Below are 25,725 nucleotides of genomic sequence, written 5' to 3'. Positions count from 1 at the left end.
AGCCAGCCGGCGGCAGGTAGACCGACAGCGTGGTGCCGCCCTTGAGCCAGACCACACCAACGCCAAGCGGAATCGGCGCATCAAAAACGAGCTTGTTGCCGTTGTTCAGTGCGTAGCTATTCGGGTCTTGCACCACACCCTGCATCACCACCGCCCCGAGATTCGCCTTGTTTCCGTACACGCGCGACAGCGTGATCGTCGTCGACGTGCCGGACACATAGTCGGTACCATCGACGAAACGTTCATCCTTAAGATCGCCCGCACCGACGGCGGGGGTCAGCGCAAGCATTTCGAGGTTACCGAGCGCGTCGAAGCCGACAATGCTATTGGCGCGGCTCTGCGCATTCGGTAGAACGGGTGAGGTACTTTCGGCTTCGGTGATGACCAGTGCGCGTGACGTGATTTCGGCAAGCTGCTGGATCTGGATCGTCGACCTGTCCGACATATCCTCGATCGTGTTCGGGTAGAAGCCCCCGCCGTTCGTGATGTCAGTTTCTTGATCGTAAGCAAGATCGCCCAGCATGACGAGCTGGTAACTGGTGGCGAGCGGCGTGCCGCTGATTGGGTAGGTGACCCAGCCACCGGGGCTCGAATTCTGATTGGCGTTTAGCTGAATCGAATAATCGGAGTCGAGCACGAGCCGCGTCGACAGTCCGTTCGGATTGACCAGCAGGACTTTGACGTCTTCCTTTGCAAAAATCTTGAAATTGAAAGGAAACGTCGTCGCAACGTTGTTGCCTGCGAACGGCCCCGCCTTGCGGATCGAACTGGAAACGGTCATCCGTGCACCCCTAAAAGATGCACGGATTTTCCAGTTGAAACAACGGGGTATGGTTACGTCAATGCTTTGGCGCGCGGCCCAATGCAATGCCTTCGGCCAGGTCAAGCGGCCCTTGTGGGTGCTGTTTGCCGGCAGCAACATCGGCCAGATACTGCACCGAGCCGCCGGCCTGACCGAGTCCCGGAATGTGCAGGCCCATGCCGGCGGCGTTCGCGATGTCCTTGATCGGCGCGTTGACGTGCTGACCAGTGGCCAGGTGGTACACATCCTTGCCCGCGCCGACGAGCGTATTGAGGAACGATTCGACGCCGACTTGCCCGGCGTGGCTGTAGCCTTCGACCATGGCAGCAGCATCGCGCACGAACGGCACCATGCCCGCGACTTCGGTGCCGATCGACTTCGCGATCCAGTGTGCCCAGCCGTCCTTATCGCTCGGCGGTCCTTCGGTCAGGTACCCGGCCCATATCGCCGGCACGATCAGCGCCATAATGCCGCGCGCGAGCGTCTGCGGGTTGCTGATGCCGGTGGTCTTCAGCTTGTCCGCAATGTCGGCGGCCTGCCCATAGGTGTTGTTCATGAAGCCGTACAGGGTCGTGAACATCTTGACCGCTTCGGAACTGTTGTTGATCACCATCGAGCGGGCCGACGTGATGTTGCTGCCGTGGGCTTCGCGCACGACCTTGCTCGCGTAGGCGACGGCCTGCTCTTCGGTCATTGGTTCGCCCGTGCCGCCCATGTTCTTCGGGATGCCGACGGTGACCGCGCGGTCGTACGCCGCCCATGCGGTCGGCACGGCCGTCATCATGTCCGACCACGCGACGGCGGCGTGGCCGAAGCGCTCAGCCTTGCTTATCTTGCTTTCCGGTTCGAACAGGTTTGCCGACATCGCACGGAAGTCGCGATCCTGCTGCAACAGCCGCGCTCGAATCTCAGGAAATTTGTCCTGTGCGCCGCGAATCTCGGCGGCGTAGTTCGTGCCCATAGCGGCGAAGCGCTGCGCGAGGAACTTCTCGCCGCCGCCCGTGAAGTAGCCGCCCGTCTTGATTGCGGCCGACCCGCCGTGTTTCAGCACAGTCGAGATGCGGAATGCAATGCCGTTGATCACCAGGCCCGTACGCGAGTATTGCAGCACCTTGCCCAGCGCGCCGATCTCGCGGTCCTGATTGTCGGCATTGGCCGTCTTGCCCAGCCACTCCTGCAGCGAGCGGTACGCTTCCGGTCCGTACGTCTTCTGGAACTGCCGGCGGAAAGTTCCGTTTTCGATGATCTTGTTCACGTCGATCAGCGCCTCGCGATACGCGAGATCGTGAATCGATTCGGTCATCGCTCGCGGGATCGTGTGGAAGTCCAGATCCACAACATCGGTATACCCATGGTTCCGCGCGTTCAGAGAGCCGTTGGTCGTCGTGTCTGCGCGGTAAAAACTGCTACCGAACAAGCCTTTCGACGGATCGATCGCACGGCCTGCGGCTTCCTTCTCACCACGCCGCGAGCGCAGCGGGTCGTACTTGATCGCGGCATAGCCGCCGCGCTGCTCACCGAATTTCGTCTTGAAGGCGCGCGGCTCGATACGTTCGGGCGACGTGTTGCCCAGGCGCTGATTCATCGCGGCCATGTCAGGCCAGTGCTTGTCGTATTGATCCCACACCGACTGCACAGCGGTCCAGTCCTTTTCGGTCATGTTGTCGTGCAGGAAGCGCCACACGTCCTGCGGGTTCCACTTCCAGCCCTGCGTCATCTTGTCGAAGTTCGACTCGTTGCCGACGTGCAACGCGATACCGAGCATCCGGCCGCGCGACATGCGCAGCGGAACCTGCTGGCCGTCAGTGCTGCGGTTCACGTCCATCAGCGTGGTATTCACCACGCCGTCTTTCAGGCTGTCCTGCCACTCGCGGCCCAGGTGATCGGCCATTTTCTGGAAGTCGTCCGACATACCCTTGAGCATGTCGACTTCGTGATAGTTCGCGCGAAACACCGGTTCATAGATCGCCTCGCCGAACGGTCCCAGCAACTCGTGCATATCGTACTGGTTGCGCTTGTATTCCTGCGGCTTGAGCTGGGCGCGCAGCGCGCGCAGTTGCGACGTCAGGTGGTCGAGCGCGATCCTGAACGGGTTATTGCTACGATCGGCGGGCTTGTCGAAAATCTCGGCGTCGCTGAACTGCTCGCCGCGCGCCTGCATTTTCGGAATCAGGTGCTCGTTGACGTATTCCTGAATGTCCTGCTTTTCGCCGTTGATCATCGCCGTCTTGCGGTCGCGACCGATCTTTTCCAGCGACTGCACGGCGTCGTGCAGACCGCGAAACTGCTCCATCGTCATGTCGCGGTACGGCGTGCGGAACGTCGGATTGAGCATGTCGGGCGACACGTTCGGAGCGTATCCCGCGTCGATCTGCGACTCGACCCACTTTTCAAGGTTGATCTGCTGGCGCGTGGGCGTGTCCACCGGGTTCGTGCGCAGATCGAAGCGCGACAGCATGTCGTCGATCTGGTCGCGCACGTCGACGTCGATCTTGGCGCGCGTGCTTTCCTTGTTGAATTTCTTCAGGTACTGCAGCGACTTGAGCACTTCGGCTGCTGCTGCGCGTGCGGTCTTTTCAAGCTGGTTGTTCAATAACTGATTGCGCTTCTGCTGCGCGGCTTCAGTCAGATCGCCCTTGAGGCGCGCGGCATCAGCGGCTTTGCCGGCGCGCGCTTCAGCAGCACCGTATTTCGAAGCGTTGATGTCGCGTACGCGCGCCTTCGCGATCGTCGTTTCCGCGACAGCCTTCGCCGCCTTTTCGAGCACGCGAACGCCGCCCGTAGCTTTAGACAGCGCTTTGTACTCGGTCGCGATGAAGCGCGTGCGCACTTCGTTGTGGATGGCCTGATTTGCTGCGGCGTTCATCGCCTGCGGTGACGTAATGTCGCCGTATTTTTCGAGCATCCGCTGGTCGGTCAACGCTTCCACGACACCCTTTCGCGGCTCGGCATTGGCGATTGCCGACGTCATTTCCTTGGCGTCGGTGAATCCGAAACGCTCGGCAACCAGATCGGCCGGAATCTGGTTTTCCTTGTTCGCCTGACCCAGCATGAAATCCTGCGCCGCGTAGACCGGTTCTTTCGCCACGTCCTCTTTCACCTGTTCGCGGATCGCGCTGCGCTTTGCGGCGACGTCCGCTTTCACTTCCTTCGCCGCGCGTTCCTTCGCGATCTCGGTGAAACGCATGTCGCGCAGCGTGCGCGCCGTCAGTTCGTCGGACGCTTCGAGCGTCGCTTCGTTGCCGAGCGCGTGGTATGCCTGAAACTCTTCCGGCGTCATGCTGGCTTCTTCAGCCGTGTGGAACATCGGCGTGTACGCGCGCTCGGCTTCAGCGCTGCGAATCGCGTCATTCGTCGCGAGCAGCCGGTCGAACACGCCGCGCACTTCGGGCGACAGTTGCACGTGCAGGTTCTGCAGCGACTTGTAGACGTTGACCATCCACGCCCGCACGCGCTGGAAGACGCCCTGCAGTTCCGGTGTCGGCGCTTTGCCTTCGAACAGGTACGACTCGAAGCCGCGCGCGAACTGCTCATGCAGTGGGCGTTTCTCCTCGAGTGACATATTGCGCCACGCTTCCGGCGTCGTGCCCATCCAGTCCGTGACGGCCTTGAAGTCGTCGCCCACTTCCGGCAGCACACCTTCCTGACCGCTCATGTGGTTGAGCATTTCAAGCTGGAAGTGCCCGAGTTCGTGCACGAACGTCGACAGGTCGGCATCCTTGTTCAGCGTGATCGTGCTGGGCGCGCTGGTGATGTCGTCGCTAAACGACAGCTTGCCGCGCGCTTCCTGTGTCAGCGCGTTGGCGCCCGGCGCATCGTCAGCCGTGATCCGCAGCGGATAGCGTTCGAACATCGATTCCGGCGACAGGCCCGCGCGTGCGCCAGCTGCGGTGTAGCTGTCGCGCACCAGCGCGGCGTAGACCTTGTTCACGTCCGGCCGGAAGCGGTTCGCTTCGGTGAGCTGGCCGAGAATGTTATCGTGCACCGCCTGCGCGCTCGCCGCCACCGCATCATCGTTGGCCTTGTCTGCGGTCGCGGTTTCGGTGGCCTGCTGAAAGGTGTCCTTGCTCGACTGGTAGAACTCCTGCGCCTGCTGCTGCGTCATGCCGTCGGGGTCGGTCTTCAGATGCGGCATCAGCGCGTCCTGCAGCGGGCCGCCCGCGATGTGCGTCGCGAAGTCTTCGACCGGGATCGACACATCTCCACCCGTGGCGAGCGCTTCGGGCAACTGCTGCGCGACGCGCGGCATGGTCGCTTCCACGTCACCGATCTTTACGCCCGACTGGTTGAGCGCATTCGCGAGCGTGGCGCCGTCGACGTACACGTTCTGCACCGGGCCGTCGGCATTGGCCGTCGCAACGAAATCCTTGAATGCCTGCGGATCGCGCGGGCGCAGCTTTGAGTTCGCCGCCGACGTGGCGAGATCCGCCAGCGTCTGCGCGTCGCCCATGGCGACATCCGCGCGCGCGGCGTCCGTCATCCACGCGCCCGTCGCGCGGCCCGCGCCGTGCAGCGCGAACACGGAGTTCAGACCGTAGTCCATTACCTTCTGTGCAGTCGTGCGGTCATCCCAAGGCGACGAACCCTGAATCGCGTCCATCGCAGTGTTCACACCGACCACGCGCGCGAGAGTCTGTACGAGCGTGGCGTCAGGCAGCACGCGCCCGGCCGCGCCAAATACGCCACCCATCTCTGCGCCGTGCAAACCCTGCAGGCCGATCGTCGTCAACGCAGCTTCGGGGCTGTTCTGGTTGAGCGCGTCGCCCGTCGCAGTGATCGCGCTCGCAAGGCCCAGCGTCGAAGCCTGCCCGATGACATCCTTTGCCGCGGCTTTCGCGAATGACTCGCCGGCCACATGCTCGAGCAGCGAACCGCCGACTTTCTCGACCGCGCCTGCGGCCAGCTTCAACGGCGCGCCTGCGATGAAGCCTGCGAGGTTACCCGCGCCGCTGGCGACACCGCCCGCCGTCGTTTGTGCCGGGCCGTTCACGTCAGGCGCAAGCCCGGCGGTGAACGAGTTCTCAAAGCCCTGCGCGAACTGCGTCGGCACTTCCGACATGCCGCCCACGGCGTCACGCTCCTGCCCGACGGTCATGCCATTCTGTTTGGCATAGTTCTGAATGAACGCCTGCGCGCCGCCGGCGCCCTGCGCATTGCCGGTCGGTACCGCGTCGCCCATACCGAACAGGTTGCGGCCCCAGTTCAGCAGGCGTTCGCGCAGCGGCAGTGGGCTGTTGTCGGGCTGAAAATAGCCCGCCGTGCCGGGCGCGAGCGGCACGACATTGCTGGCCGGACCGAGATTCGTCGTCGCCTGCTCGACGGACTGCAAGCCGCCCACATCGTCGTGCGCGATCTTCGCGTTGTTCTGCGACTGGTAGAACGCAGCCGTGGTTGGGAACTGCTTCGCGAGGTTCTGGAAGTCGATGCTGTTGACCGTGGCTTTCTGCTTCACCACGTCGGGAAACGCCTTCACGCTATCGACCGGCGTGCCGGTCTGCTGCGCGAGGCGCTGCATTTCGGCTTCGTAATCCGGGTTCGCGCCAACCGCGAGCGCGATATTGCTCTGCGCGGTTTGCGCGGTGCTCTGCAGGTATGACGCCGCGGGGCTGACAGTCGGCACGGCAGGTGCGGCAGCGGGCGCCACCGTCGGCGCTGGAGCAGATTGCGGCGTGACCTTGCCTTCAAACGAAGTGCCGGAATCCGGAACGATGATGTCAGCCATTAAGGGTTGCTCGCGGTTTTGGACTGCTGCGTCTTGAAGTGCCAGTAAGCGCCGAGCAACTGGCCCGGCGACGGGCTCGGCACGCCGTTCGCCTTGAAGTCGGCCTTCAGCTTCGGCAGCACATCGTCGGGGATCTGGTCCGGCGTGATCGCCATCAGGTTCACCGTGGTCGGCGCGCGCTGGATCGACGTGAAGCCAAGGTCAAGACGATTCTGGAACGTGACCGACTTCGTGAACAGGGTGTCGATATGCTTCTCGATATCAGCCTCGGTGAACTTCTTGCCGGCCTGCTGCTGTGCTTCGAGAATGCTTTCGTTGACGAACTGGCGAATGCTGCCGACTTGCGACACCGCTTCCGGATCGGAGTTGAAGCCCGTCATCTTCGGATACGGATTGACGCCCATCGACTGCAGGCGCTGCGACAACGTTTCGTTCACCGCGCGCAGGTTCAGACTGCCGGGCGCGTTCGAACCGGTGTTGTTGATCAGGTCGGCGCGCTGCTTCGAGAGCGTCTTGAAATCGTCGACTGACAGGTTTTGCGCCTGCACTTGCCACTGGTCGTTCGTCATGCTCGCCATGATCTGCGGCGACGTGACGAGCGTCTGGTAAAGCGCGGTGTTCGTGCTGTTCGTACCTTCCGACATGCTCTTTGCGTACGTCTGCAGGCCCGGTATATCCTTCGGATTCACCGCCGCGAGATCGCCCGGGTTGATCGACGACCAGTTACCGCGATTTGCCGACAGCGTGCGCTGCACCTGTGCGACTGCGGCCACGTCGCGCTGATCGATCGCCTGCGTCTGCTCGTTGTATTGCTGCGTCGCGAGCGTGACAGCATTCGCCATCCATTCGGGCTTCTGCTGCAGGACCGGATTCGCGCGCACCTGGGCGATCACGTCGACCAGCGCCGGGCGCGTCGTGTTGACGGCACCGGACTGGTATGCTGCGACGTTCTTCTGCACGTACGCCTGCGTCTCGGCCGGCAGGTTCTGCATCCACGCGTTCGGCGTGCCTGCGGCTTTGGCCTTAGCCATTGCGTCGTCGAGCGCGCCCGGCCCGGCGTTGTATGCGGCCCACGCTTTTGCCGGATCGCCGTACCGTTGGACCATCGCGGTCAGGTAGTCCGCGCCCACACGTGCGCGTTCCTGCGGGCTGTTGTCCCCCGCCGGGCGAACACCGAAACCGGGATCGGTGTTGGTCGTCGGCATGACCTGCATCGAGCCCTGCGCGCCTTTGGGCGACGTGACGGTCGACCCGTCGGGGTTCGTCTCGTGGTTGCCCGATTCGCTTTGCGCAGTGATCGCGACCATGCGCGAGATCGGGCTGTTCGACATCTGCGGTGCGACCGATGTCATCACGCCGCCCACCACCTGACTTGCGACCTGCGTGCCGATGTAGCTGTTGAGCTTGCCGTTGACCTGAAGAATGTCGTTCGCGGTCATCTGCGGCGAATATTTCGCCAGCAACTGATTTGCGTACGTCGTCTGCCCCTGCTGCAGTGCCGCGTCGATCGCGCCCGTGAGCGCGTTACTCTTCATCAACTTCTGGTTGGCTTCGATCTCGGTTGCGGCGCTTCCGTTGATCTTGCCAGCCTGATACGTCGCGGCGTCGATAGCCTGCAGCCCGGCGTCGATCTGGTCGGGGTTTTTGTAGTTCAGCGCGACCTGATCGGACGCGAGCTTGACCGTGCCCTGCTGTGTTGACAGCGCGTAGGACTTGAACTGCTGGCCTTCCCATGCCGTCGTCGCGCCGTGAAACTGCGTGGCGATATCGTTGGCCTGTTCGTTGAACATGCGCAACTGCATCGGGTTCGTCAACTGCGAACTGATCTGCGACGCGGTATCGGTGAGCTTGCCGGTGTATTCATCGGCCAGGCTCATGCCGCTCTGGCGCTGGATCGCGTTGACGCCGGTTTGTGACTGCACACCCGTTTGCGGGTTGTACATCAGATCCTGCTGCGTCGTCTTGAGCTGGTTGACGGCATCGTTCACGCGCGTCTGGTTTGCCAGATTCTGCGCGTCGATGATCACCTGCGAATGCGCGTTCGCGGCTTGCCCGAGCGCATCACCGGCCGCGCTGACCTGCTGCGCGCCCTGATCGAGCAGCCCGGCGGATACCACCGACGAAGATTGAACGTCGGGCGCCTGACTGGGCGTTACCTGCTGTGAAGGATCGAGTGACGGAACTACAGGCATCAGGAAACCCCTGCGCGTTGATTGCGATACCAGTTCGACGCGACGCCGGTCGCGCTGGTGAGCAGCGACGTTGCGCCCGCCATGGTCGGGCTGACGGACGCTGCGGCGGCGCGGTATGCGGCCGCGTTCGCGCTATCGCTTTGCGACTGCTGCGTGTAGCCCATGGCGGTGCGCGCGGCGTTCGCCGTGATCGTATCCACGTTCTGGTCAGTGATGTATTGCGTGCTCTTCTGGACGTTCTGCGCCGTGCCGGAGGCATTGACATCGATACCGTTCGCTGCCATCGCCGCGCGCTGCGAGGCTACGGTCTGCGCGCCCTTTGTTTCGGTATTCGCCGCCGTGCCGATGCCCGACGTGACGGCACTGGCTGCAGCCTGCTCGGCGTTGACGGCGTTCGTCTGCAGCTGGTTTGCTTGCGCGTTGTCGGCCGTGACGGTGTTGTTCGCCTTGCTGATTGCGCCGATCAGGCTGAAAGCCCCTCCTGCCGTGCCCAGCGCAAGATTCGTGTTTGCAGGCGTGAAAATGCTGGATGTGTCAGCCGGCGCAGATCCGCCGAATGCGTACGGCGCGCCGCTGCCCGTCGTCGCGCTGGCGGCGCTGGCAGCAGATACGAGATTGGGCAGACACATTATCGATTCATCCCGAAGCGGTGGAACGGCAAGCCGAAAACGCCGTAGGGCTCAGTCTCTTTCTGTACGGTGAAGCCGAGCCGGGCGAGCCAGTACACCGACTTGAGGCTGCGGGCATCAACATAGTTCAGCAGCGTCGCGTATTTGTCGTGCATTAAGGTTACGTACGCGCGGCCCAGCTTCGTGAGTTGCTTCGGCGCGCGTTCAAGCGCAGGCGTGCCGAGCATCCACGGCACGCCGATGCCGTCTGTCGGCACCACGCCAAACAACCCCGCGGGCTCGCCATCGACTTCGATCGTCCATAACATCGCCGACGTTTCAGCGCCCTGGCGCATCACCGCGAGGCAGTCGCGATGCCCGGTCGATCCGTGGATTTCTTCGATGTCGGCGTTGCGCAGATTCGCGGCAATCGACTCGAGATCCCCGTCGCGCACGTCGCGCACGATCAGCTTTGCCAAATCAGCCCCCTATTGCGGCTTCGATGGTCATCGATGCCACGATCAGCGGCAGCGGGTCCGACTGGCGGATATACACCGAGCCGTCGTCATCCCAGCCCGGTGACAGGTCGAGTTCGATCACGCCAGTGATCATCGCGGGAGGCGATCCGTATGGCTCGGTGGTGCGCTGCTTGTACTGCACGAGCTCGTCGAGCGACGGGCCAGCGAAGATGCCCGACGAGTTGTGCACGCGCAGCCAGACCTTGTTGACGTTCTTCAGCATGCCCTGCCCGTACCCCTGCGCCTGGAACGAGAAGGGCAGCGTCTGCAGGTCGGCCGTGATCGGCAGGCCGACGGCCACGATGCTTGCAGCCACCGGCAGGGTAACCGCGCCGCCCGTCACGGTCTGCCGCGGCTGCACGGCGCCGTCGGCGAGGATGCTGACGGTCTTGCCTTCAAGATGGTTCAGGCCAGTTATCGTCGTGGTCGCGGTGCCGGAATAGAGCACGCCTGCGTCGACGAAGAAACTATCGGTCAGCACTTCGACCTTGCGCGAGTGCATGCGCTCGACGTAGCGGACCTGCGCGCCCTGAATGGTGCGATTGACGATCACATAGAGAACCGACTCACTGCCTTCAGTCACGACGCATACGGATTCGAACACGCCGTCAGTATCGTGGTGGTGCCACGCAGACACCTTGTTAGCGGGCGAATAGGTGAGCCCCAGCAACGTGCCGTTCGAAGAAACGCACCACATGATCGGGTACGGCGCTTTCGAATAGGCCATGTCGACGATCGTGAAGAAGTCGAACAGGTGCGGCGCCATCAGGCTGATGTCCTGCGTGACGTAGCCGCCAGCATAGTAGTTGTACGTCATCTCGCCGACGTGACCGCCGAGCGCCATCGCGTACAGCAGCGAGTTACTGACGGTGACGGGCACGACGTTGGACGCGCCGGTATAGCCTTGCGGCTGCACCGACAGCGTGCTCGGCGTCAGCGCCTGCGTAGCAGATCCGTTGGCGGTTACTGCCCACTCGGCGCTTGACGTCAGCAGCACGAGCTGCGAAAGCGGAACAATATGCCGGATGGTGTTCGCTTCGCGCGCTGCGATGCGGAACGTCAGCGCATCCGTGTCGCGCGACGGCGTGCTGGCCGACAGGTTCGACTCGGTGCCGGTGCGCGTCATCCACATGTTCTGCGGTAGCTTGACGGTGCTCGCAAAGACGCGGCGCTGCTGCTCGTAGCTGACCGCGCCCGGGAAATTTCCGGCTCCGCTGAAAGGGTTCGTCAGTTCTGGCGGTGTCGTGCCGGTGTCGGGACTGATATTGTTGTCGACGATGCTCGTGTCTTCAGTCTGCGCGATGAACGCATAGATGCCCTGAAACTTGCGGTACACGTTGTATCGTGTGGCGCCCGCTTGCGCTGCCCACGAGATGGCGTTCGTGTAGCCCGCGAGCGTCAGATCGTTGTTGCACGTCGCAGTCGGCGATGCCAGTGATTCTTCACCGGTCGACGACAGCGCGGTGTACAAATAGGTGTAGTCGACATAGACCGGTGTGCCGGTGCTGCCATGCGTGGCTACGGCTGTCGGCGCGGTGGTCGGCGTTGCGACCGACGACACGAAGCTGATCGTGGTGAGTGTCCAGTTCGACGCGCCGATGCGGCGCAACTCCATCGGCGCATAGTTCGGATGCACGATCGTCATGACGTCGGCCGACTGCACGTAATGCAGGTCGAACAGGTCGGCTTCGGCGTACGGCGTCGCGACTTCATAGATCGCCGTGCCGTCGGCGGTCAGCAGCGTCTGCCCGTTGGTGTGGAACCGGATATAGTTCACGCCGAATTCGAGCGCCATCGTCTGCGTGGTGCTATACGTAAACGGGATCAGGCGCGAGCGCGTCGCGCTGTTCTTCGCCGCCAGCACGAACGCCGTGCCAGCGCGGTTCACCGCGGGGCCGTGCGGCAACGTGATGAAGTTGCGGCACAGGGCAAGCCCGGTCTGAAACTGGTCGAGATCGACGCGCCCGAACAATTCCGGCGTGATCTCGCCGGCGGCGAACGAACGGAGCAGGTTCTTGATGTTCGGCATTATCGGTTCTGGAGCCAGGGCGCGGGGCGTTGCGACTGAGAGATAGAGCGGCGCCGGTTGTTCGCATCGTTGGTACGCGCCTGCGCAAGGCTGATCTGATACGCCTTCATGCACGCCCCCGCCATGGTGGCGCCAGCGTCCCCTTTGATGACTGGCCCGGCCAGGTACGCGGCCAGCAGCCAGGCGATCGTGTCGACGACCTGTGCGCTAAACTTGGTCGTGTCGGTGACGCTCGCGACGTAGCGAATAATCGCGTTTTCAAGGTTCGTGTAAAAGACGGCGGTTCCGTCGCCGCGCGCTTCGAGCTCGTATGGCACGGCTGGCATCGTGAACGCATCGTCCTGCCAGTGCCCACAACGTTCGTCGATCGGGAAGAACGTCGGCGCGTTCGGGTCGATCAGGTCGATGATGTTGCGGCAATCAACAGGCATCTGATAGACAAACTGGAAGCCGGGCGGCGGCGTATCGGTGAGCAACGCGAGATTCGCGCGCTTCGTCGCGAAACCCCATTCATGCGCTTCGAGCACCATGTCACGTGCGATCGGATAGAACCGGGCGCAATGCTCGGCCTGCGCGCTGCCTTCGGGAGGGCTGATGCTCGACACCGTGGCGCGATCGCCCAGGTGCGCAAGTGCCAGATTGCAGATGTCGACTTCGCTCGCCATTACTGCACCCAGTACTGAACGCCGTCGGACTTCACGCGCGCGGTGCCGTACTGCGCGGCGATGACCTTCGTGTTGGCGCCGTCGATAAGTTCGGTGCCGTTGCCCTTCACGGTGACGGTGTTCGCCGAGGCGTCTTTCTTCTTGATGACGAACTCGCGCCCGGTCGCACTCGCTGCGGCAGGCAGCGTCTGCGTGTTGTTGCCCCCCGTCGCGTCGACGATCACAGTGACGTCACCGAGCGCGACTGCGGCGCTGGCGGTGGTCGTGCGAATCGCGCCCAGTCCCGCCAGGAGCTGCGCCCCCGTCATGTTGACGCGATAGCCTTCTTGCAGGACTTCAAACAGGTCGTTGGTCAGGCTCACGGGGTTCGCGCCCGGGCGCTGGTTCGTGTTAGACATCATGCACACCCCTCAAATAGAAACGGGAACCACGCGGGCTCCCGTAATCACTCACCGATGCGCAAGCCCTTTACGACAGGTCGGGATCGATGTCCGGGTTACGCGGCAACGCGCCAGCCGGGTTGTTGCCCGTGGCTTGCGGCTGCGCCACCTTCGGCCGCTTGATCGCCTTGCCGTCTGCACGCTCCATCCACGAGTGGTGAAGCGCCTGCTCGTCCGCGATTTCGAACTCGTCGCCCGTTTCGCGGTAGTGACCGTAGTAGCCCGGCGCGGTTGCGATAACTTTGATACCCATGTCTTACGCTCCAGTTCGATCGAATGAGCCGGGCCGAAGCCCGGTATCCGCTTAGGCCGTGAAGCCCTTCGCGTAATCGACCGTGCCGTTGAGCGTCTGCAGGTCTTCGACCAGGCCCGCGGTGATCGCGCCAGCGGTCATCGGACCGGTTGCCACCGTGTACTGCAGCCCGACGTACCGGCGATATTTGCCGTACGGAAGTGCGAGCTGCACCGGGCGCGACTTGGCAGTGAGCGAGGCGACGGCGATCGCGGCTGTTGCGAAGTGCGTGATGACGTTGGTCGTCAGCGCGGCATCGTCAGCGGACACGAGCGCGATCACCATCGTGGCGCCGCCCCCAGCCGTGAAGGTCGTATTGACCTGCGCGAACAGGCGGATATCCTGACCGTCGCCAATGCCGGCTTTGGTGTTCTGACCGCCCGGCAAGGTGTCGATGACGTTGCTCGAATTCGCGGTGACCGTGACGGCCTGCGCATCCGAGAACAGGGATTGTTGATCCATAATCATGGTGCTTACTCCTGTTTCGTTTAAGAGCAAGCCGCCGAGACGGCCTGCACCTTTGCGCTTCGCTTAGACGACGCGGGCTTCAGTCGACAGCAACTGATCGCAGATGCGGATCGGAATGCCGAGGAACATCGTCGTGATCTGGCCTTGAGCGACTTCGATGCTCAGTGCGTTCTGCGACTTGTTCATCGCTTGCCGGCGCAGCATCTTGCCCACGGTGCGGTTCACGTAGAACACCGGACGGCCAACACCCTGACGCGGCAGGCGCGCGGTCATTTCGATCAGCAGATCCGGCAGGCTGACCGGCGACGTACCGTTCACGCCCGGGAACGTCGGCGCAGTCGACGTGACCAGATCGGCCACGTTGATGTTTGCCGCGCGCACCGTATAGCGCCAGTCTTTCAGCGCTACACCGCAGTTCCATTCCCAGCGGTCAGCGAGAGCGCGGAAACGGTTGTTGTTCGAATCGAACGCGTCGATTTCGCCCAGGTCCTGGTGGATGATCCCGGCCTTCGTGCCCTTCGGGAAAATGCCGGTGAGCGTTTGATCGCCCCAGCTCACGAGCCAGATCGAGCAGTTGTTCGAACTCGTGCCGCCACAATCAACGATGTTGTTGCCGTTCGGGGCGCCCGAGATCGTGCTGTAGCGCGTGGCGAGACCGTTGAAGCGCTCGGCAAAGACCGTCGTGTCGCCGTAGAACAGCGTCTGCGCCATCGTTTCGTTCATCGCTTCGAGGAACGCGTTGGCTTCCGAAAGGCGGAACGCGGCGCTGTTGCCGTTCAGGTTTGCGGCCTTCACGTCGATTTCGTTACGTGCTTCGAGCATGCCGCACGCTTCGTCGACCTGTGCACGCGTCGACTTGCTCGCCGGCACGCCGCCATACATGCGGCGCCATACGACCGACGGCAAGCCAGTACGAACCGTGGTGCGGTGGCCGGTCGGCAGGTTGCCTTCGGCCCACGTCGCATCCAGCAGGATTTCGTTGGTCTGGTTGAGCAGTTCGACCACGTCGGCAGTCGTGCCGTACGGGTCGAGCGATTTCGCTACGTCGAGCAGCGTGGGATTCTTGGTTCCAAGCACGGCCATGGTGTGCGCCCCTTATTTCTGGTTCGGATAGAGACGGTTCTCGATCGGCTTGGCGGCGCGGTCTGCCTGCGCTGCTGCACCTGTCACGAGCTGGCCGTCTTCACTGATTGCCTTGCCCGCCTTGACCATGAACCGGACGACTTCCGGGTGATTGCCAAGGCCGCTTTGATTCAGCAGCGTTTTCAACGCAGGGGTGCCGAACGAGTCGAGCGCTTTCTTCGCGACGCCCAGGTTATCCGGCAGCTTGTCGCCGCCGATTTCCTTGTCCGTCGTGGTCTGTTGCGCCCATTCATCGGTCAGCGTCTTCTGCTGCGCGACCAGCTGCGCCGCAAACCCTTGCGCCTGCTTGGCGCCGAGATCCGCAACACGCTGTGCCTGCTCCTGCGTCAAGCCGAGTTCCTTCGCCGTCGTCTTCAGCTCGTCCAGTAATTCGCCCTTGAACTCGACGCCTTCGGGCAGCTTGAATTCGTATGTGACTTCAGCGGGCTTTGCTTCGTCGGCAGGCTTTTCGCCTGGCTTCGCAGCGTCGCCTTCAACCGGCTTTGCTTCGGTGCTCGCTGCCTGCGCGGTGCTGGCATCGGGCGTTGCTGCCTGGCTCTGCGATGCATCGGCGGGGCTTGCCGCCGTGCTGGTCGCGTCTGCCGGTGCCGCCTGGCTATCAGTGGTGGGGTAAGCCATTTGGTTTGTCCTTTACCTGCGCTTCGTTCGCCATCTGCGCGTAGAGTTCGAGGCCACCTTCGATCGAATGGATCTGTGCCATGAGCTTTAGCGCAATGCTGCGTTTGCCTTCGTTGAAGATCGACCAGTTCGCGTTACCGTCGAACGACTGCTGGTACAGCCGGGCGTCGCCGAGCAGGCGCCACACGAATCGACGGCCACGTTTGCCGCTCATGAGCCAGCGGATATCGTCCATCTCGACCACGGCTTCAAAGCGCGATTGCTCTTTAGCTGCGACGCGCTGTTCGTCGAGCGCGGCAAGGTCGGTCGGGTTGAAGTCGCTGCTCATGTGTGCGGAATATAGGGGCGCGTATTCGAGGTATGGTTACGGTCAGCTACCGTAGAGACGATTGGCGATGTCGGGCTTACCCGCGTCATCGTCGGTGGTAGACAGCGACATGTCCGTGATCTGCAGCGAGATGCTGGTGTCGGTGTCGTTCTGGTTGGCGTACTGGCTGGTGCTGCACACTTCGGCCTTCGCCTCGATGTAGAACACCGCGCCGACCTTCGGCAGGTTTGCCGGATCGAGACCGAGCTTGGCGAACAGGTCGTCATCGAGGCAGATCGTCAGGCCGTACGGGTATTGCGGGCCGCCGTCTTCCTCGTCATCGCCGAGCATCGTTTCGGCCTTGGCTTCAGCCGGCGTGAGTTTCATCGAGATCATTGCGGACCGCCTGTATATCCGGTGAGGTTGCTCATGGTGTCGGACAGCACATTGCTTGCGCCGCCTTGAGTCGGTGCCTGCGCGGCCGTCTTCGCTGTCTCTGCGGCCTGCTGCATCGCGGCCTGCTGTTGTGCCTGTTGCGCAGCCTTGGCGCGCGCTGCACGTGCTGCGTCGCGCTGATCGGGGTCGACATCGAGTCCCGGATCGGTGCCGAGTGCGTCGGTGTACTGCTCGTACCAGCCGTCGGGATCGAAGTTGTCGAGCACGGTCACAGGCTGCTGCGCGTTGATCTGCATCGTGACGACAGCGCCAAGCGCCATCGTCAGTTTGTCGATCGAGTTGGTGCCGATCTGCTTCTGTGCCTGCGCGAGGATCGAGACAAACTCGACCTGCAGCGAGACGCCGGCCAGTTCCGGTGGGGGCGGCGGTAGCAGACCCGCTTCGACGATGATGTCGAAGGCCGCGTCAACGAGCGGCTTGAGCAGTTCATCGTGCAGGCGCTCGATCACCGGACCGAGCATCAGCATCTTTTCTTCGTGCAGTTCCGCGACTTCCGTCGCCGTCATGTTCGCGTTCGTGTTGTTCGCGAGCATGAGGAACAGGTCTTCGTAGAACGCGCTCTTGATGCGCGAACGCACGTCTTCGATGTCGCTCAGCAGGTAGTCGAGTCGCAGATTGACGTCGAACAGCGTACGGATGCCACCGTTCGGGGTTGCCGAATCCACGTACGACGCGCCGCCCGGCAACGTGTCGATATCGTGGTTCTTCAGCGACGTCGGCATCTGCAGGGGCGGCTTCGTCATGTAGTCGATTGCCTGACCCTTGCGAAGCTGCTCGTGCTGAAGCTGGCGGATGTCGCCCAGCGCGTCCATTGCCGGCCCGTTGCCGTAGATGTCGCCGCCGTAGGTCGACCAGCGGGGAGCCACCACGCGGAATTTCTTGAAGCCCGATACGGACAGCAGCGCGTTGTCGCCGCCCGTCGTACCCATGTTCGATGACTGTTGCGAGTCCGACGAGCCGCCGATCTCAAGATACGTCGACGTCCACGCCATGTTGCGCGCGTCGGACTTCGAGGGGTCGCGGTCTTCGTTCGGCTCGATGCAGTGGATCACCGTGCGCCACACGTCCAGATTGCCGGTGTCGTACATGCTCCGTGTGTTGTCGCTCACGTTCGCGTAGCCGAACTGCTTCACGAGCTGGGCGACGGTCTTCTGGAATTCGCGATAGAGCGTGTCGACTTCGCCGCGGTCACTGGTCGAGATGCAGTACTCGCCGGCCGTCAGCGGGTACATGCGGATCACGTCCTGATAGTCGGTCATGATGATCGACACCGACGTACCGAACGCGCCGATTTCCTCGTACATCGAATGCAGTGACCGGTACACGTTCGACCGGTTGAAGATGTCGAGAATCAGCTTCGTGACGTCGGCGCACCAGGTCTTGACCGAGTGCTTCTTGTTCAGATCGTCATACGGCGTCTTGAGCGCGATCCACGGGCGGGCGGGCGATGTCGCACCGGCCATCAGTCCGGCGCCAAGCACGCGCAGCGATTTCGTGGCCGTGCTGTCGAAGATGTTCTGGTTACGCCGGTTGCCGCGGTTCCGGTCTTCGACGAAGAACCGGCCGGCGCGCGGCAGCAGGACATTGCTGATGTCCTTATATTCGCGGATCCACGATGACCGTTCGTTCTTCAGCGCGTACCAGCGCTGCAGAATCAGTTCCTTACGCGTCTTGACCGGCTTCGCATTCCCGCCCGACTGGCTTGGCTTGTCGGTGGACGCGTCCGGCAGCGCGGTCTGGTCGTTCGTGAGCAGCGTCGCCATTACGAGCCGAGCAGAGTGTTACCGCCCAGCCCCGCGCCACCGCCGAGATTCAGTGCGGCGTTCGCGACGCCGCCCGAGCCGGTGAGCAGTGTGGATGCCGGGCCGCTGTTGACGCCAGCCGCAGCGGGCGTGCCGCCGGGGTTGAGCGCTGACGTATCGGCCGCCGTGGCTTTCTGTGCGGTGCCTGCGGCTTTGGCTGCGTTGGCTGCATCACCGGCGTGCCCGCGTGTGTCAGCGGCCTGCTGGTTGGCCTGCACGTGCGACGCGATGGCCGCAGCAGCGCTAATGCCGACGCCGATACCGGCGATAACTCCGCTCATGCTTTTTCCCCTGTGATCGTGACACTGCCGGCTGACTTCATGAGCAGTTCCGGTTCGCTGGTGAATTCGTGTTCGGCTTCGTCAACCGATTGCGCGTCGCTGCGCAGCACCATCGTCATGTGCGTTTCGGTGTGCGTGCGAAATAGCTGCTTGCGCCCGGCGCTGCCGGGGAGGATGTGAAAGCCGGTGAGCCGTACCGCATCGGTGCCCGTGAAAACCGTCACGTCGCCGGAAATCACGAGCACTGTTGCGCGGTGCAGCAGCGCGCCCGATACCAGCTGGTCGGCTGGAACGTGCGCTGTACGCGCGTACATGCCACCGTGGATCAGGTGATCGATGGCAATCTCGGTCTGCGGCAGCGCGAGCATTGCTGCATCCAGATCGCGCAACCGGCTAAGGGTCTGCGCGTCGGGCGCGACAAGCGCGGGTGAGCGTTCGGCGACCGCGTTCATTGACCGAAGCCCTTGAAGTACAGGCGATTCGTTGCGCGATATCCGCTGCGCGGCAGGATCACATCGAGCCGGCTTTCGCTTGGTGCGCTGATCATCATGCCGAGTGCGCCACGCTCTTTCGCGATGTCCTCGGCAAGTTTGCGGATCTGCGTGCCTGCGCTGCCATTGCGGGCACGCTCAGCGACAAAGAACGAAATGAGACAACCGATCAGCTTCGTGTAATGCGGCAGGACCGAGAGCGTCACAACGCCGAAGCCGGTCAGTTCATCGTCGCACCAGACACCGATGCAGTGCGCCATGCCTGCGGCTTCCATCGCCCGGTATGCGTCCACGTCAACCTTCGGCGGGCCGAACTCGGCCATGCGCCCCGACTCTGCTGCGTATTCCGCACAGAGCGCGTCGAAGCCCGCCGCACTGGCGAGTTCATCGAACGTGCATTCGCGGACGACGGCCATTGCCGGATTCCTTTACGCGTAGGGGTTGTGCTCGCTGCGGTTGCGCGGCATCGAATATGCGTACGGATCGTATTCGTCGTGCCGCGCGGTATGGTTACGCGTCAGGTCGTGCAGCTTCGGTGTGTCGATCAGCGCGAGCACGTAGGCGGATGCCCAGTCAGGGGACCGCTTGATGCGCTTCTCGATGTCTTCGCGTGACTCGACCTGCACCGTCTTGCCCTGCACGCGCCACTTGGGCGCGCACAGATCGGCTGCGAGGCGTTTGTCAGGGGGTAGCGCAATGCCGTTGTTCGCGAGCGGATCCAGCGCCTCGCGCATGCGCCACCAGAGTTCGGTGCGAAGGTTGAAGAACCGGAGCCGCCCCGACTTGTCCACGCCGCGCGCGGCTTCCGACACGTTCACGCCGTACACCTGCACGCTCATCTGGTTCAGGAAGTCGTACGGGCTCGAGCCGACTCCGATCACGTCGACGTGGATCGGCGCACCATCGCGCAGTGCGGCGATCACGTTGCCGGCCACGGTGGGGCCGTCCGGTGTCGCGCTGCCGGGTTTGACGACTGCTTCGTCGAACCACATGCCATGGCGGCGCGCGATGATCGTGTTGTCGCGCCCACCACGCGCCACGTCGACGCCGATCGAATCCATAGGCGGCCTGGCCTGCAGAGCGGTCCAGCGCGCCATGGCGATGTCGACCCACTCGGTGGGGATCAGTTGCATGGCGTCGTCTTCCATGCCCGCTTCGAATGAGCCGTAGAGCATTTGCGACCTCAGGGGTTCGGGCAGCGCCTGGAGCTGCGACACGTAGTTCGTGCCCACCAGGTGCGGGTTATCGGTCACGCGTGAGGGGATGAATGTGCGCGAGCGCGGAATCACGAGTTCGCCGCCGTGCTCGAATGGCGTGCGGTCTGCGACTTCGATGTCGTGGCCGTCGACCGTGGCGAACCAGCGCAACTCGCCCGGCAGCGCGCGCTTGCCGGGGTACTTGCGATCGAGCCACGGTGCGAAGAACTCGATCAGCCAGCGCCCTTCAGCGGACGATGGCGGGTTGAATGTGAGCAGCGTCTGGCACTTCTGCTTGGGGTCCGTGGTGCGGTTCCACGCCATCAGGAAACGGATCTGGATTTGCGGGATTTCCGCAGCTTCATCGTAGATGATCAGGTCGTGCGGGCGCCCGCGATACTTCTGCTCGTCGCCCATGTTCGGCACGGAGCCGAATTCGACCTGCACATCGGGCAGGCGCCATATCCCGTCTTTGGAATTCCATCCGTCGCGCGTGCCGAGCAGTTCGCCCATACGGTCGACCATGCCGACGTGCTCGGTCCCGTTCTTGCGGACCACGATGCACTTCTGGTGCTGGGTGAGTGCCTTGCCAATTGCGAGATCGGTCTTGCCGCCACCGGCCGCGCCACCGAAGCCGATCACGTCGGCGTCGGACTCGTATGCCATGGTCTGCGGCCCGGGCAACGGGCGCCACAGTTTCTTCGTCGCAGCGAGCAGCGAATAAAGCTGGTGACGCTCACCCGGCGTCATGAAGGGAAGTGCGGCTTCGATATCGGCGCGGTTCACAGCAGATCGTCGCCGGCCTCGTGTTCGGCTTTACGCGCGAGTCCGATTGCAATGAGCTTCGCGGCTTCAGTTGCTGCGTCCGCGTCGCTTATCTCGAAAGGCTTGCCGTCCGCGTTACCGATGTCAACGCGGGAGCTATCGCGGTAAGCCGGATCGTGAGCCTTGATCAGGAACATCGCGAGCGTATCGCTGTACTTGCGGATCGTGCCGCACTCGGCGCCCTGGTAGAAGACCGGTTCGTCGACGCCGTCGAACGCGCGGCGCTTGACCTCGTCTTTCATCCCCTCAACACCAAGTTTCTCGGCGCGTTGCCACGCGGCAGCAAACTCGGCGTCTGATTCACGCCATGCGTAGACGGTTTGACGTGCGACACCAATCGCGTTCGCCGCTGCCGTCACATTCGCAGTGTCGGCAAGGATCGTTAGAAACGCGGTTAATTTTTCAGGTGTCAGTTTCAGGTTCATGAGCGTGATAGTCACGCCCTGACATCGCGGTATGGTTACGCGAGCGTCCGGAACCGGGTAGCGGATTGCCCGCGTTCGCGATAGTTGCAGATGCGCCACGCCTGCATACGGCTGATTTCGAACTTCACGGCGATCATGCTGTACGACATTCCTTCCTCGTGCAGCTTGCGGATCATCTCGACGGCCGCATCGCTCAGCTTCGCGCGCTGGTGGTCCTGACCAACTCGCAAACCCCGCTCATTTACCCCGACTATTCGCTTTGCCATGTTCACCTCTGAGCGCGTAATTTTTTACCTAGACTGCTAGACCACCTAACCCCCCTACTTTGGAAAGTTTCCTTTTTCACCCTATATATCTCACGCAGTATTGATATAGAAAGGTGGTCTAGGTGGTCTAGGTGGGAACGTTCCTTATTTCATAAGGCTTTGCGCATAGACCACCTAACCGGAGATGGTGGTCTAGGTAGGAACAACCCATACCCATTGCTGTTTTTTGTTGATCGACTGACGCACGCGCATGTAGCCCACGGCTTGCAAAACCTTTCCAATGCGCATCAATTCGCGCGTTCCGATGCTTTTCGCGTCAAAGCGAAGTGCTTCAACCAGCACGTCATTTGCGCGCAAGAAATCACGTGTTCGTGGTGTGGATGTCGCTTCTTCGAAATCGCCCGGCGTGTCGAGCCACTGATCGACAACCGGCGTCCACGCGTCCGAGATCTTGTGGTCGGCATGCACGTCTTTCGCGAGGCGTTCGGCATCGCGCCAGTCGATCTCGGTCAACTCGAAAACGTCGCGCGCTTCGGCCCACAATTGCAGACAGTCACGCTCGATCGCGTCCGGGTCGCACTTGCCGACGCGCACTGGCAACCAGCGTCGCTCGCCTGTCTCGTCGGCCAGAAACTCTTCCTGATTGGTGGTGCCGAAGAACAGGAAGCGCCGGGCGAAATTGGTGTTGAACTCTTTGTAGAGCGTGCGCCACTCTTCGTGCGTGCGACTGATGAACGCCTTGATCGACTCCGAATCCCGGCTGTGCAGCCCACGCAACTCGCCGAGCTCAAGCACGAGCCGGCCGCGCATGCGCCGCGACGCTTCCGCGTCACGGTCGGCCAGATTCAGTTCGGTATAGAAGTCGATGGCCGGCGCCAGCGCCTTGACGGATCGTGTCTTGCCGACGCCCTGCCCGCCGATGAACACAGGTGCCATGGGCGCTTCGCAGCCCGGCGACAGCACGCGCCCGGCCAGCGCCGTCCACATATAGCGCGACACGGCGCGGGTGTACGGCGTGTCAGCGACGCCCATATAACGATGCAAGAATGTTTCGATGCGCTGCTCGCCGTCGTGCGACAGCGTGCGCAGCCACTCGATCGCACTGTCGAAGCGGTTGTCGTCAGCCACGAGCCAGACGCCGTCGCGCAGCATTTCCTTAGTCAGCTTCTTGAAGCCCTGCTGCTCGAGGCGGATCTGCAGGCGGGTGTAGTCGGCATCGGTGAAGCCGCGCCAGTCGGCGGTGCCTTCGACGGCGAGCATGATCTCGGCGCGGAACTCGTCGAAGCGGATATGCACGCCCGCTTCGAACGGGTCGGACAACCCTTTGACCACGTTTTTGATGACGGCAAGGATCTCGCCATTGTTATTGCGCTTGAACCCGGGACGCGAACGCGCAGCAGCCTCACCCGGCTCGTGCGGCACCACGTCGAAATCATCTTCGATCGGTTCCTGCCACCCGTGCTGGCGCGCGATGTGCAGCACTGACCGCCCGGTGATCTGCGCGCGTTCGGTGCCGGACGTCTTGCCGATGTGCGGCCAGACACGCTCGTCGAGGAAACGTGGCTCGTATTTACTTGAGCGTGCAGAGAACTCGTGCGCGAGCGCGTGGCCCGCGTCAGACCCCTGCGTCGCGTGGTGGATGCCGAACACGACGTCGCGCCACTGTTCATAGTCGAGTTCAAGCTCGCCCGTGTTCGGGATCGCATCGAGCGCGGCGCGCAGCGTGGCGAACTCGACCGGAATATCGGTGAGCGCTGGCGGCGTGGCGGCTTCGCGCTCGACATACGGGCAGTCGACGGACGCCGGCCAGTCCATCTCGGCGGCGTATGCCTTCGGCATGTCGCCCAGCTCGAATGCATCGAGCGGCACGGACTTACCGGCGAGCGGCAGCACGAACATGTTGCCCCACCCGTCCGACGGTACGCTGTTCTGCTTCGGGAACACTTCGACTTCGCCCGCGGCGAGCCCCTTCGTGCCGTCACGCAGCCCGCACATTTCAAGCACGGTGCGCAGACCGTAGCGCACGCTGTACGCGTCCTGCGGGAAATCCCATAACAGATAGATGTGGATGCCTGAACCACCTGACGACCGGAACGGAATCGGCTTCCAGCCGAAGCCTTCCATCTTCGCCATGATGTCGAGCGCACTCGCCTGCATCACGCTCCAGGGTGTCTCGCCCTTGTGCGAATCCAGATCGATCAGCGCGACGCGCGTGGTTGCGGTGCCCGGCTCGATCTGCGCGGCGCCGTACGCCGGGCCACCGTTGACGTGGTGCAGGAGCTTGTCAGCGGTGAGCGGGCGGCGCGAATGGGACATCTTTCCGTCGTGCTTGACCCAGCAGTGGGACGTGACGACGCGGGAGAAGATCGGCGCGAGCGCGTCGACCAGAATCTGTTCGTTCATTGATCCGCCTCTGACGGTTTCGACACGGCCGCGAACCTCTTTTCTTTAGACGAAATAACCCCACGCTGCATAGGGGAATTCCCTAGCAGCATTCTTTTTCCGCTAATGTTCGGTCCGTGTTAGGCTTGCCCTTACACCGGTACGGGTAAACCGTCGGTCGGATTTGGGTACCTTTCAGGGGCCAGCTTATGGGGTGTGAATTCCCAGCTGGTCAGCTCAGCAAGCGCGAGCACACGGTCTGGCGGCAGGCGGTCCTTTTCAATCCATTCGTAGACGGAGATACGCGAGATGCCCATTGCACGCGCAACAGCCCCCGCTTTCCCCGCCCGGTCAACAGCTTCTTTAATGATCGACACTCGTCACCCCAATACACATGTCAGGTATTTCCGAACATGATAGTGAGGCATCGCCGTACAGTCAACAATTTGTATGGGGGATCGAACGATGAGTCTCGGTGACCGGATCCGCGAAAAGCGGAAGGCGAAACGCATGACCCTGCAGCAGCTCGGCGATGTGTTCGGGATCACGCGCTCTTCAGTGTCGGAATGGGAGTCTGGAAGCACGCGGCCAGATCAGGCCAAACTTGTCAGGTTGGCGGATGCTCTAGATACAACTGTTGAATTTTTGCTTGAGAACAGCAACAGTAAAACCACCCTTCTCCCTGATTCAAAAGCTCACAATAAGCCTACGCTTGATGACCGAAACGTGGCCGGTACGGACAAACCGGCCGGAAAGCTGCCGGTCATCTCGTGGGTGCAGGCCGGGGAATGGGGTGAAAAATTGAATGCAAAAGACCTGAGAGACATTAACCTGGAGCGGATCACAAGCCCGTATCCGGGGGACTTCGTTTTGCGCGTGGTGGGGGAAAGCATGTACAACCCGGGCGGCGATGTATCCTTCCGGGATGGCGACTTCATTTCAGTCGACACCACGAAGGAAGCAGCGCATAAAAAGCTGGTGGTCGTGATGCGCCGCGGCGAAACGGTGCCGACCTTCAAGCAGTATCTGGTAGAGAGCGACGGCTCGGTGCTGCTGCACGCGCTGAACCCGTCATGGCCGAACAAATACCTGCCCTTCGACGAGCACTGCCGCGTCATCGGCGTGGTAACCGGACAATGGAGAGAACACTGACATGATCGAATACATCGCAACGGAACTCGCGTTCGCCGCGCTGGGCTTTGCCATGCTGTTTGCCGTTAGCGTGGCCGCAGTCCATTGGCGCGGCCGCCACGTACGGCGCGATCACGCCTACTGGAACCGCAGCACCTGACAGTTCTCCCCGGTTCTGATCGATACCCGCCGAGTGCGGGTATTTTTTCGCTTATTTTGTACGGCATCACTTGACATCTGTTCGGCGGCTCCCTAAAGTACGTGTACGGCGTTACCAAACAAAGCCGATGGAGATCGAAATGAGCCAGCTCGCGGAAGACCTTATCGAGTTGCGACGTCTGTCACAGGGCGGCGCGCGCGCGTTGACCGATCACCTTCTGCGCGAGGTTGCTGCCGATCTGATCAGCGAAGGCGTTGCCGACGAACTCGGCGGCTGCTGACGTTTACCCCTCACGGAGAACCTGACAAATGAAGATCGAAATAAAGCACATCCTGACCGGTGCGATTCTCTTCGCCCATGTTACTGACGCCAACAGCATCGCTGTTACGGTCAAAGCCGCCGTTGCATCGAGCGCGAACCTGGGCGGCGCGAACCTGGGCGGCGCGAACCTGGGCGGCGCGAACCTGTACGGCGCGAACCTCGAAGGCGCGAACCTCCGCGGCGCG

The 25,725-nt window shown here is 62.3% G+C and carries 26 protein-coding genes; 4 read left to right on the top strand and 22 right to left on the bottom strand.

From position 1 onward, the window contains the following. Nucleotides 1-839 precede the first annotated feature (839 nt). The 22 genes from BLV45_RS26410 to BLV45_RS26305 form a co-directional block, all read right to left on the bottom strand. Complete coding sequence (locus tag BLV45_RS26410; protein WP_090538220.1) at nt 840-6,524, bottom strand: hypothetical protein; 5,685 nt, start codon at nt 6,522-6,524, stop codon at nt 840-842. Next, nucleotides 6,524-8,716, bottom strand: a complete 2,193-nt coding sequence (locus BLV45_RS26405) for a transglycosylase SLT domain-containing protein (RefSeq protein WP_090538218.1) — start codon at nt 8,714-8,716, stop codon at nt 6,524-6,526. Before BLV45_RS26405 ends, BLV45_RS26410 begins: the two co-directional genes overlap by 1 nt. Then, nucleotides 8,716-9,345: a hypothetical protein gene (locus BLV45_RS26400; protein ID WP_090538216.1), complete on the bottom strand. Its 630-nt coding sequence runs from the start codon at nt 9,343-9,345 to the stop codon at nt 8,716-8,718. Before BLV45_RS26400 ends, BLV45_RS26405 begins: the two co-directional genes overlap by 1 nt. Continuing rightward, nucleotides 9,345-9,788 (bottom strand): hypothetical protein, encoded by a 444-nt coding sequence (locus BLV45_RS26395; RefSeq protein WP_143130484.1) that lies wholly within the window; start codon nt 9,786-9,788, stop codon nt 9,345-9,347. Before BLV45_RS26395 ends, BLV45_RS26400 begins: the two co-directional genes overlap by 1 nt. Nucleotides 9,789-9,804: 16 nt before the next feature. Then, on the bottom strand, nt 9,805-11,871 hold the full coding sequence (locus BLV45_RS26390; protein ID WP_090538212.1) for a hypothetical protein: 2,067 nt from the start codon (nt 11,869-11,871) through the stop codon (nt 9,805-9,807). Further along, entirely contained in the window at nt 11,871-12,536 is a 666-nt protein-coding gene (locus tag BLV45_RS26385; protein ID WP_090538210.1) for a hypothetical protein, read from the bottom strand. Before BLV45_RS26385 ends, BLV45_RS26390 begins: the two co-directional genes overlap by 1 nt. Continuing rightward, complete coding sequence (locus BLV45_RS26380; protein ID WP_143130483.1) at nt 12,536-12,937, bottom strand: hypothetical protein; 402 nt, start codon at nt 12,935-12,937, stop codon at nt 12,536-12,538. Before BLV45_RS26380 ends, BLV45_RS26385 begins: the two co-directional genes overlap by 1 nt. A gap of 67 nt (nt 12,938-13,004) precedes the next feature. Next, nucleotides 13,005-13,229: a hypothetical protein gene (locus BLV45_RS26375; protein WP_090538205.1), complete on the bottom strand. Its 225-nt coding sequence runs from the start codon at nt 13,227-13,229 to the stop codon at nt 13,005-13,007. Between the two features lie 51 nt (nt 13,230-13,280). Further along, nucleotides 13,281-13,736 carry a Bbp16 family capsid cement protein gene (locus tag BLV45_RS26370; protein ID WP_090538203.1) on the bottom strand — a complete coding sequence of 152 codons (456 nt, stop codon included), beginning with the start codon at nt 13,734-13,736 and terminating at the stop codon, nt 13,281-13,283. A 63-nt stretch (nt 13,737-13,799) separates the two neighbouring features. Continuing rightward, nucleotides 13,800-14,819: a major capsid protein gene (locus BLV45_RS26365; RefSeq protein WP_090538201.1), complete on the bottom strand. Its 1,020-nt coding sequence runs from the start codon at nt 14,817-14,819 to the stop codon at nt 13,800-13,802. Between the two features lie 12 nt (nt 14,820-14,831). Then, entirely contained in the window at nt 14,832-15,497 is a 666-nt protein-coding gene (locus tag BLV45_RS26360) for a hypothetical protein (RefSeq protein ID WP_090538199.1), read from the bottom strand. After that, nucleotides 15,478-15,825: a Bbp19 family protein gene (locus BLV45_RS26355; RefSeq protein ID WP_090538197.1), complete on the bottom strand. Its 348-nt coding sequence runs from the start codon at nt 15,823-15,825 to the stop codon at nt 15,478-15,480. The genes BLV45_RS26360 and BLV45_RS26355 overlap by 20 nt, the downstream gene beginning before the upstream one ends. 42 nt (nt 15,826-15,867) lie before the next feature. Continuing rightward, nucleotides 15,868-16,200 carry a capsid staple protein gene (gp10, locus tag BLV45_RS26350; RefSeq protein ID WP_090538195.1) on the bottom strand — a complete coding sequence of 111 codons (333 nt, stop codon included), beginning with the start codon at nt 16,198-16,200 and terminating at the stop codon, nt 15,868-15,870. Next, nucleotides 16,197-18,023 (bottom strand): portal protein, encoded by a 1,827-nt coding sequence (locus BLV45_RS26345; protein WP_090538193.1) that lies wholly within the window; start codon nt 18,021-18,023, stop codon nt 16,197-16,199. The genes gp10 and BLV45_RS26345 overlap by 4 nt, the downstream gene beginning before the upstream one ends. Next, nucleotides 18,023-18,343, bottom strand: a complete 321-nt coding sequence (locus BLV45_RS26340; protein ID WP_090538191.1) for a hypothetical protein — start codon at nt 18,341-18,343, stop codon at nt 18,023-18,025. Before BLV45_RS26340 ends, BLV45_RS26345 begins: the two co-directional genes overlap by 1 nt. After that, nucleotides 18,340-18,795, bottom strand: a complete 456-nt coding sequence (locus tag BLV45_RS26335; protein ID WP_090538189.1) for a hypothetical protein — start codon at nt 18,793-18,795, stop codon at nt 18,340-18,342. The genes BLV45_RS26340 and BLV45_RS26335 overlap by 4 nt, the downstream gene beginning before the upstream one ends. Then, nucleotides 18,792-19,250: a GNAT family N-acetyltransferase gene (locus tag BLV45_RS26330; protein ID WP_090538187.1), complete on the bottom strand. Its 459-nt coding sequence runs from the start codon at nt 19,248-19,250 to the stop codon at nt 18,792-18,794. Before BLV45_RS26330 ends, BLV45_RS26335 begins: the two co-directional genes overlap by 4 nt. Before the next feature lie 12 nt (nt 19,251-19,262). Further along, nucleotides 19,263-20,816: a terminase gene (locus BLV45_RS26325; RefSeq protein ID WP_245753575.1), complete on the bottom strand. Its 1,554-nt coding sequence runs from the start codon at nt 20,814-20,816 to the stop codon at nt 19,263-19,265. Then, nucleotides 20,813-21,280 (bottom strand): terminase, encoded by a 468-nt coding sequence (locus BLV45_RS26320; RefSeq protein ID WP_090538185.1) that lies wholly within the window; start codon nt 21,278-21,280, stop codon nt 20,813-20,815. Before BLV45_RS26320 ends, BLV45_RS26325 begins: the two co-directional genes overlap by 4 nt. A 35-nt stretch (nt 21,281-21,315) precedes the next feature. Further along, nucleotides 21,316-21,510, bottom strand: a complete 195-nt coding sequence (locus BLV45_RS26315) for a helix-turn-helix domain-containing protein (RefSeq protein ID WP_245753572.1) — start codon at nt 21,508-21,510, stop codon at nt 21,316-21,318. Nucleotides 21,511-21,738: 228 nt separating this feature from the next. After that, nucleotides 21,739-23,949: a VapE domain-containing protein gene (locus BLV45_RS26310; protein WP_090538181.1), complete on the bottom strand. Its 2,211-nt coding sequence runs from the start codon at nt 23,947-23,949 to the stop codon at nt 21,739-21,741. 131 nt (nt 23,950-24,080) lie between these two features. Beyond that, a complete protein-coding gene (locus tag BLV45_RS26305) occupies nt 24,081-24,305 on the bottom strand; it encodes a YdaS family helix-turn-helix protein (RefSeq protein ID WP_090538179.1) in 225 nt (74 codons plus the stop codon). An 88-nt stretch (nt 24,306-24,393) separates the two neighbouring features. Between BLV45_RS26305 and BLV45_RS26300 the strand changes: the two genes are divergently transcribed. The 4 genes from BLV45_RS26300 to BLV45_RS26290 all read left to right on the top strand — a co-directional run. Continuing rightward, nucleotides 24,394-25,080 carry a LexA family protein gene (locus BLV45_RS26300; RefSeq protein ID WP_090538244.1) on the top strand — a complete coding sequence of 229 codons (687 nt, stop codon included), beginning with the start codon at nt 24,394-24,396 and terminating at the stop codon, nt 25,078-25,080. Between the two features lies 1 nt (nt 25,081). Continuing rightward, entirely contained in the window at nt 25,082-25,219 is a 138-nt protein-coding gene (locus BLV45_RS27705; protein WP_176954255.1) for a hypothetical protein, read from the top strand. Nucleotides 25,220-25,358: 139 nt separating this feature from the next. Beyond that, entirely contained in the window at nt 25,359-25,499 is a 141-nt protein-coding gene (locus BLV45_RS27700; RefSeq protein WP_090538242.1) for a hypothetical protein, read from the top strand. A 28-nt stretch (nt 25,500-25,527) separates the two neighbouring features. Continuing rightward, nucleotides 25,528-25,725 (top strand): pentapeptide repeat-containing protein (locus tag BLV45_RS26290; protein WP_143130485.1); only part of this gene is annotated, 198 nt, incomplete at its 3' end.

The sequence above is a fragment of the Paraburkholderia sartisoli genome, from assembly GCF_900107685.1.
In the GTDB taxonomy this organism is placed as follows: domain Bacteria; phylum Pseudomonadota; class Gammaproteobacteria; order Burkholderiales; family Burkholderiaceae; genus Paraburkholderia; species Paraburkholderia sartisoli.
This window is presented reverse-complemented; position numbering and strand designations above follow the sequence as displayed.

Coding starts and splice junctions, on each gene's coding strand:
- BLV45_RS26410 (WP_090538220.1), bottom strand. CDS start 6,524: ATGGCTGACATCATCGTTCCGGATTCCGGCACTTCGTTTGAAGGCAAG.
- BLV45_RS26405 (WP_090538218.1), bottom strand. CDS start 8,716: ATGCCTGTAGTTCCGTCACTCGATCCTTCACAGCAGGTAACGCCCAGT.
- BLV45_RS26400 (WP_090538216.1), bottom strand. CDS start 9,345: ATGTGTCTGCCCAATCTCGTATCTGCTGCCAGCGCCGCCAGCGCGACG.
- BLV45_RS26390 (WP_090538212.1), bottom strand. CDS start 11,871: ATGCCGAACATCAAGAACCTGCTCCGTTCGTTCGCCGCCGGCGAGATC.
- BLV45_RS26385 (WP_090538210.1), bottom strand. CDS start 12,536: ATGGCGAGCGAAGTCGACATCTGCAATCTGGCACTTGCGCACCTGGGC.
- BLV45_RS26380 (WP_143130483.1), bottom strand. CDS start 12,937: ATGATGTCTAACACGAACCAGCGCCCGGGCGCGAACCCCGTGAGCCTG.
- BLV45_RS26375 (WP_090538205.1), bottom strand. CDS start 13,229: ATGGGTATCAAAGTTATCGCAACCGCGCCGGGCTACTACGGTCACTAC.
- BLV45_RS26370 (WP_090538203.1), bottom strand. CDS start 13,736: ATGATTATGGATCAACAATCCCTGTTCTCGGATGCGCAGGCCGTCACG.
- BLV45_RS26365 (WP_090538201.1), bottom strand. CDS start 14,819: ATGGCCGTGCTTGGAACCAAGAATCCCACGCTGCTCGACGTAGCGAAA.
- BLV45_RS26360 (WP_090538199.1), bottom strand. CDS start 15,497: ATGGCTTACCCCACCACTGATAGCCAGGCGGCACCGGCAGACGCGACC.
- BLV45_RS26355 (WP_090538197.1), bottom strand. CDS start 15,825: ATGAGCAGCGACTTCAACCCGACCGACCTTGCCGCGCTCGACGAACAG.
- gp10 (WP_090538195.1), bottom strand. CDS start 16,200: ATGATCTCGATGAAACTCACGCCGGCTGAAGCCAAGGCCGAAACGATG.
- BLV45_RS26345 (WP_090538193.1), bottom strand. CDS start 18,023: ATGGCGACGCTGCTCACGAACGACCAGACCGCGCTGCCGGACGCGTCC.
- BLV45_RS26340 (WP_090538191.1), bottom strand. CDS start 18,343: ATGAGCGGAGTTATCGCCGGTATCGGCGTCGGCATTAGCGCTGCTGCG.
- BLV45_RS26335 (WP_090538189.1), bottom strand. CDS start 18,795: ATGAACGCGGTCGCCGAACGCTCACCCGCGCTTGTCGCGCCCGACGCG.
- BLV45_RS26330 (WP_090538187.1), bottom strand. CDS start 19,250: ATGGCCGTCGTCCGCGAATGCACGTTCGATGAACTCGCCAGTGCGGCG.
- BLV45_RS26320 (WP_090538185.1), bottom strand. CDS start 21,280: ATGAACCTGAAACTGACACCTGAAAAATTAACCGCGTTTCTAACGATC.
- BLV45_RS26310 (WP_090538181.1), bottom strand. CDS start 23,949: ATGAACGAACAGATTCTGGTCGACGCGCTCGCGCCGATCTTCTCCCGC.
- BLV45_RS26300 (WP_090538244.1), top strand. CDS start 24,394: ATGAGTCTCGGTGACCGGATCCGCGAAAAGCGGAAGGCGAAACGCATG.
- BLV45_RS27705 (WP_176954255.1), top strand. CDS start 25,082: ATGATCGAATACATCGCAACGGAACTCGCGTTCGCCGCGCTGGGCTTT.
- BLV45_RS27700 (WP_090538242.1), top strand. CDS start 25,359: ATGAGCCAGCTCGCGGAAGACCTTATCGAGTTGCGACGTCTGTCACAG.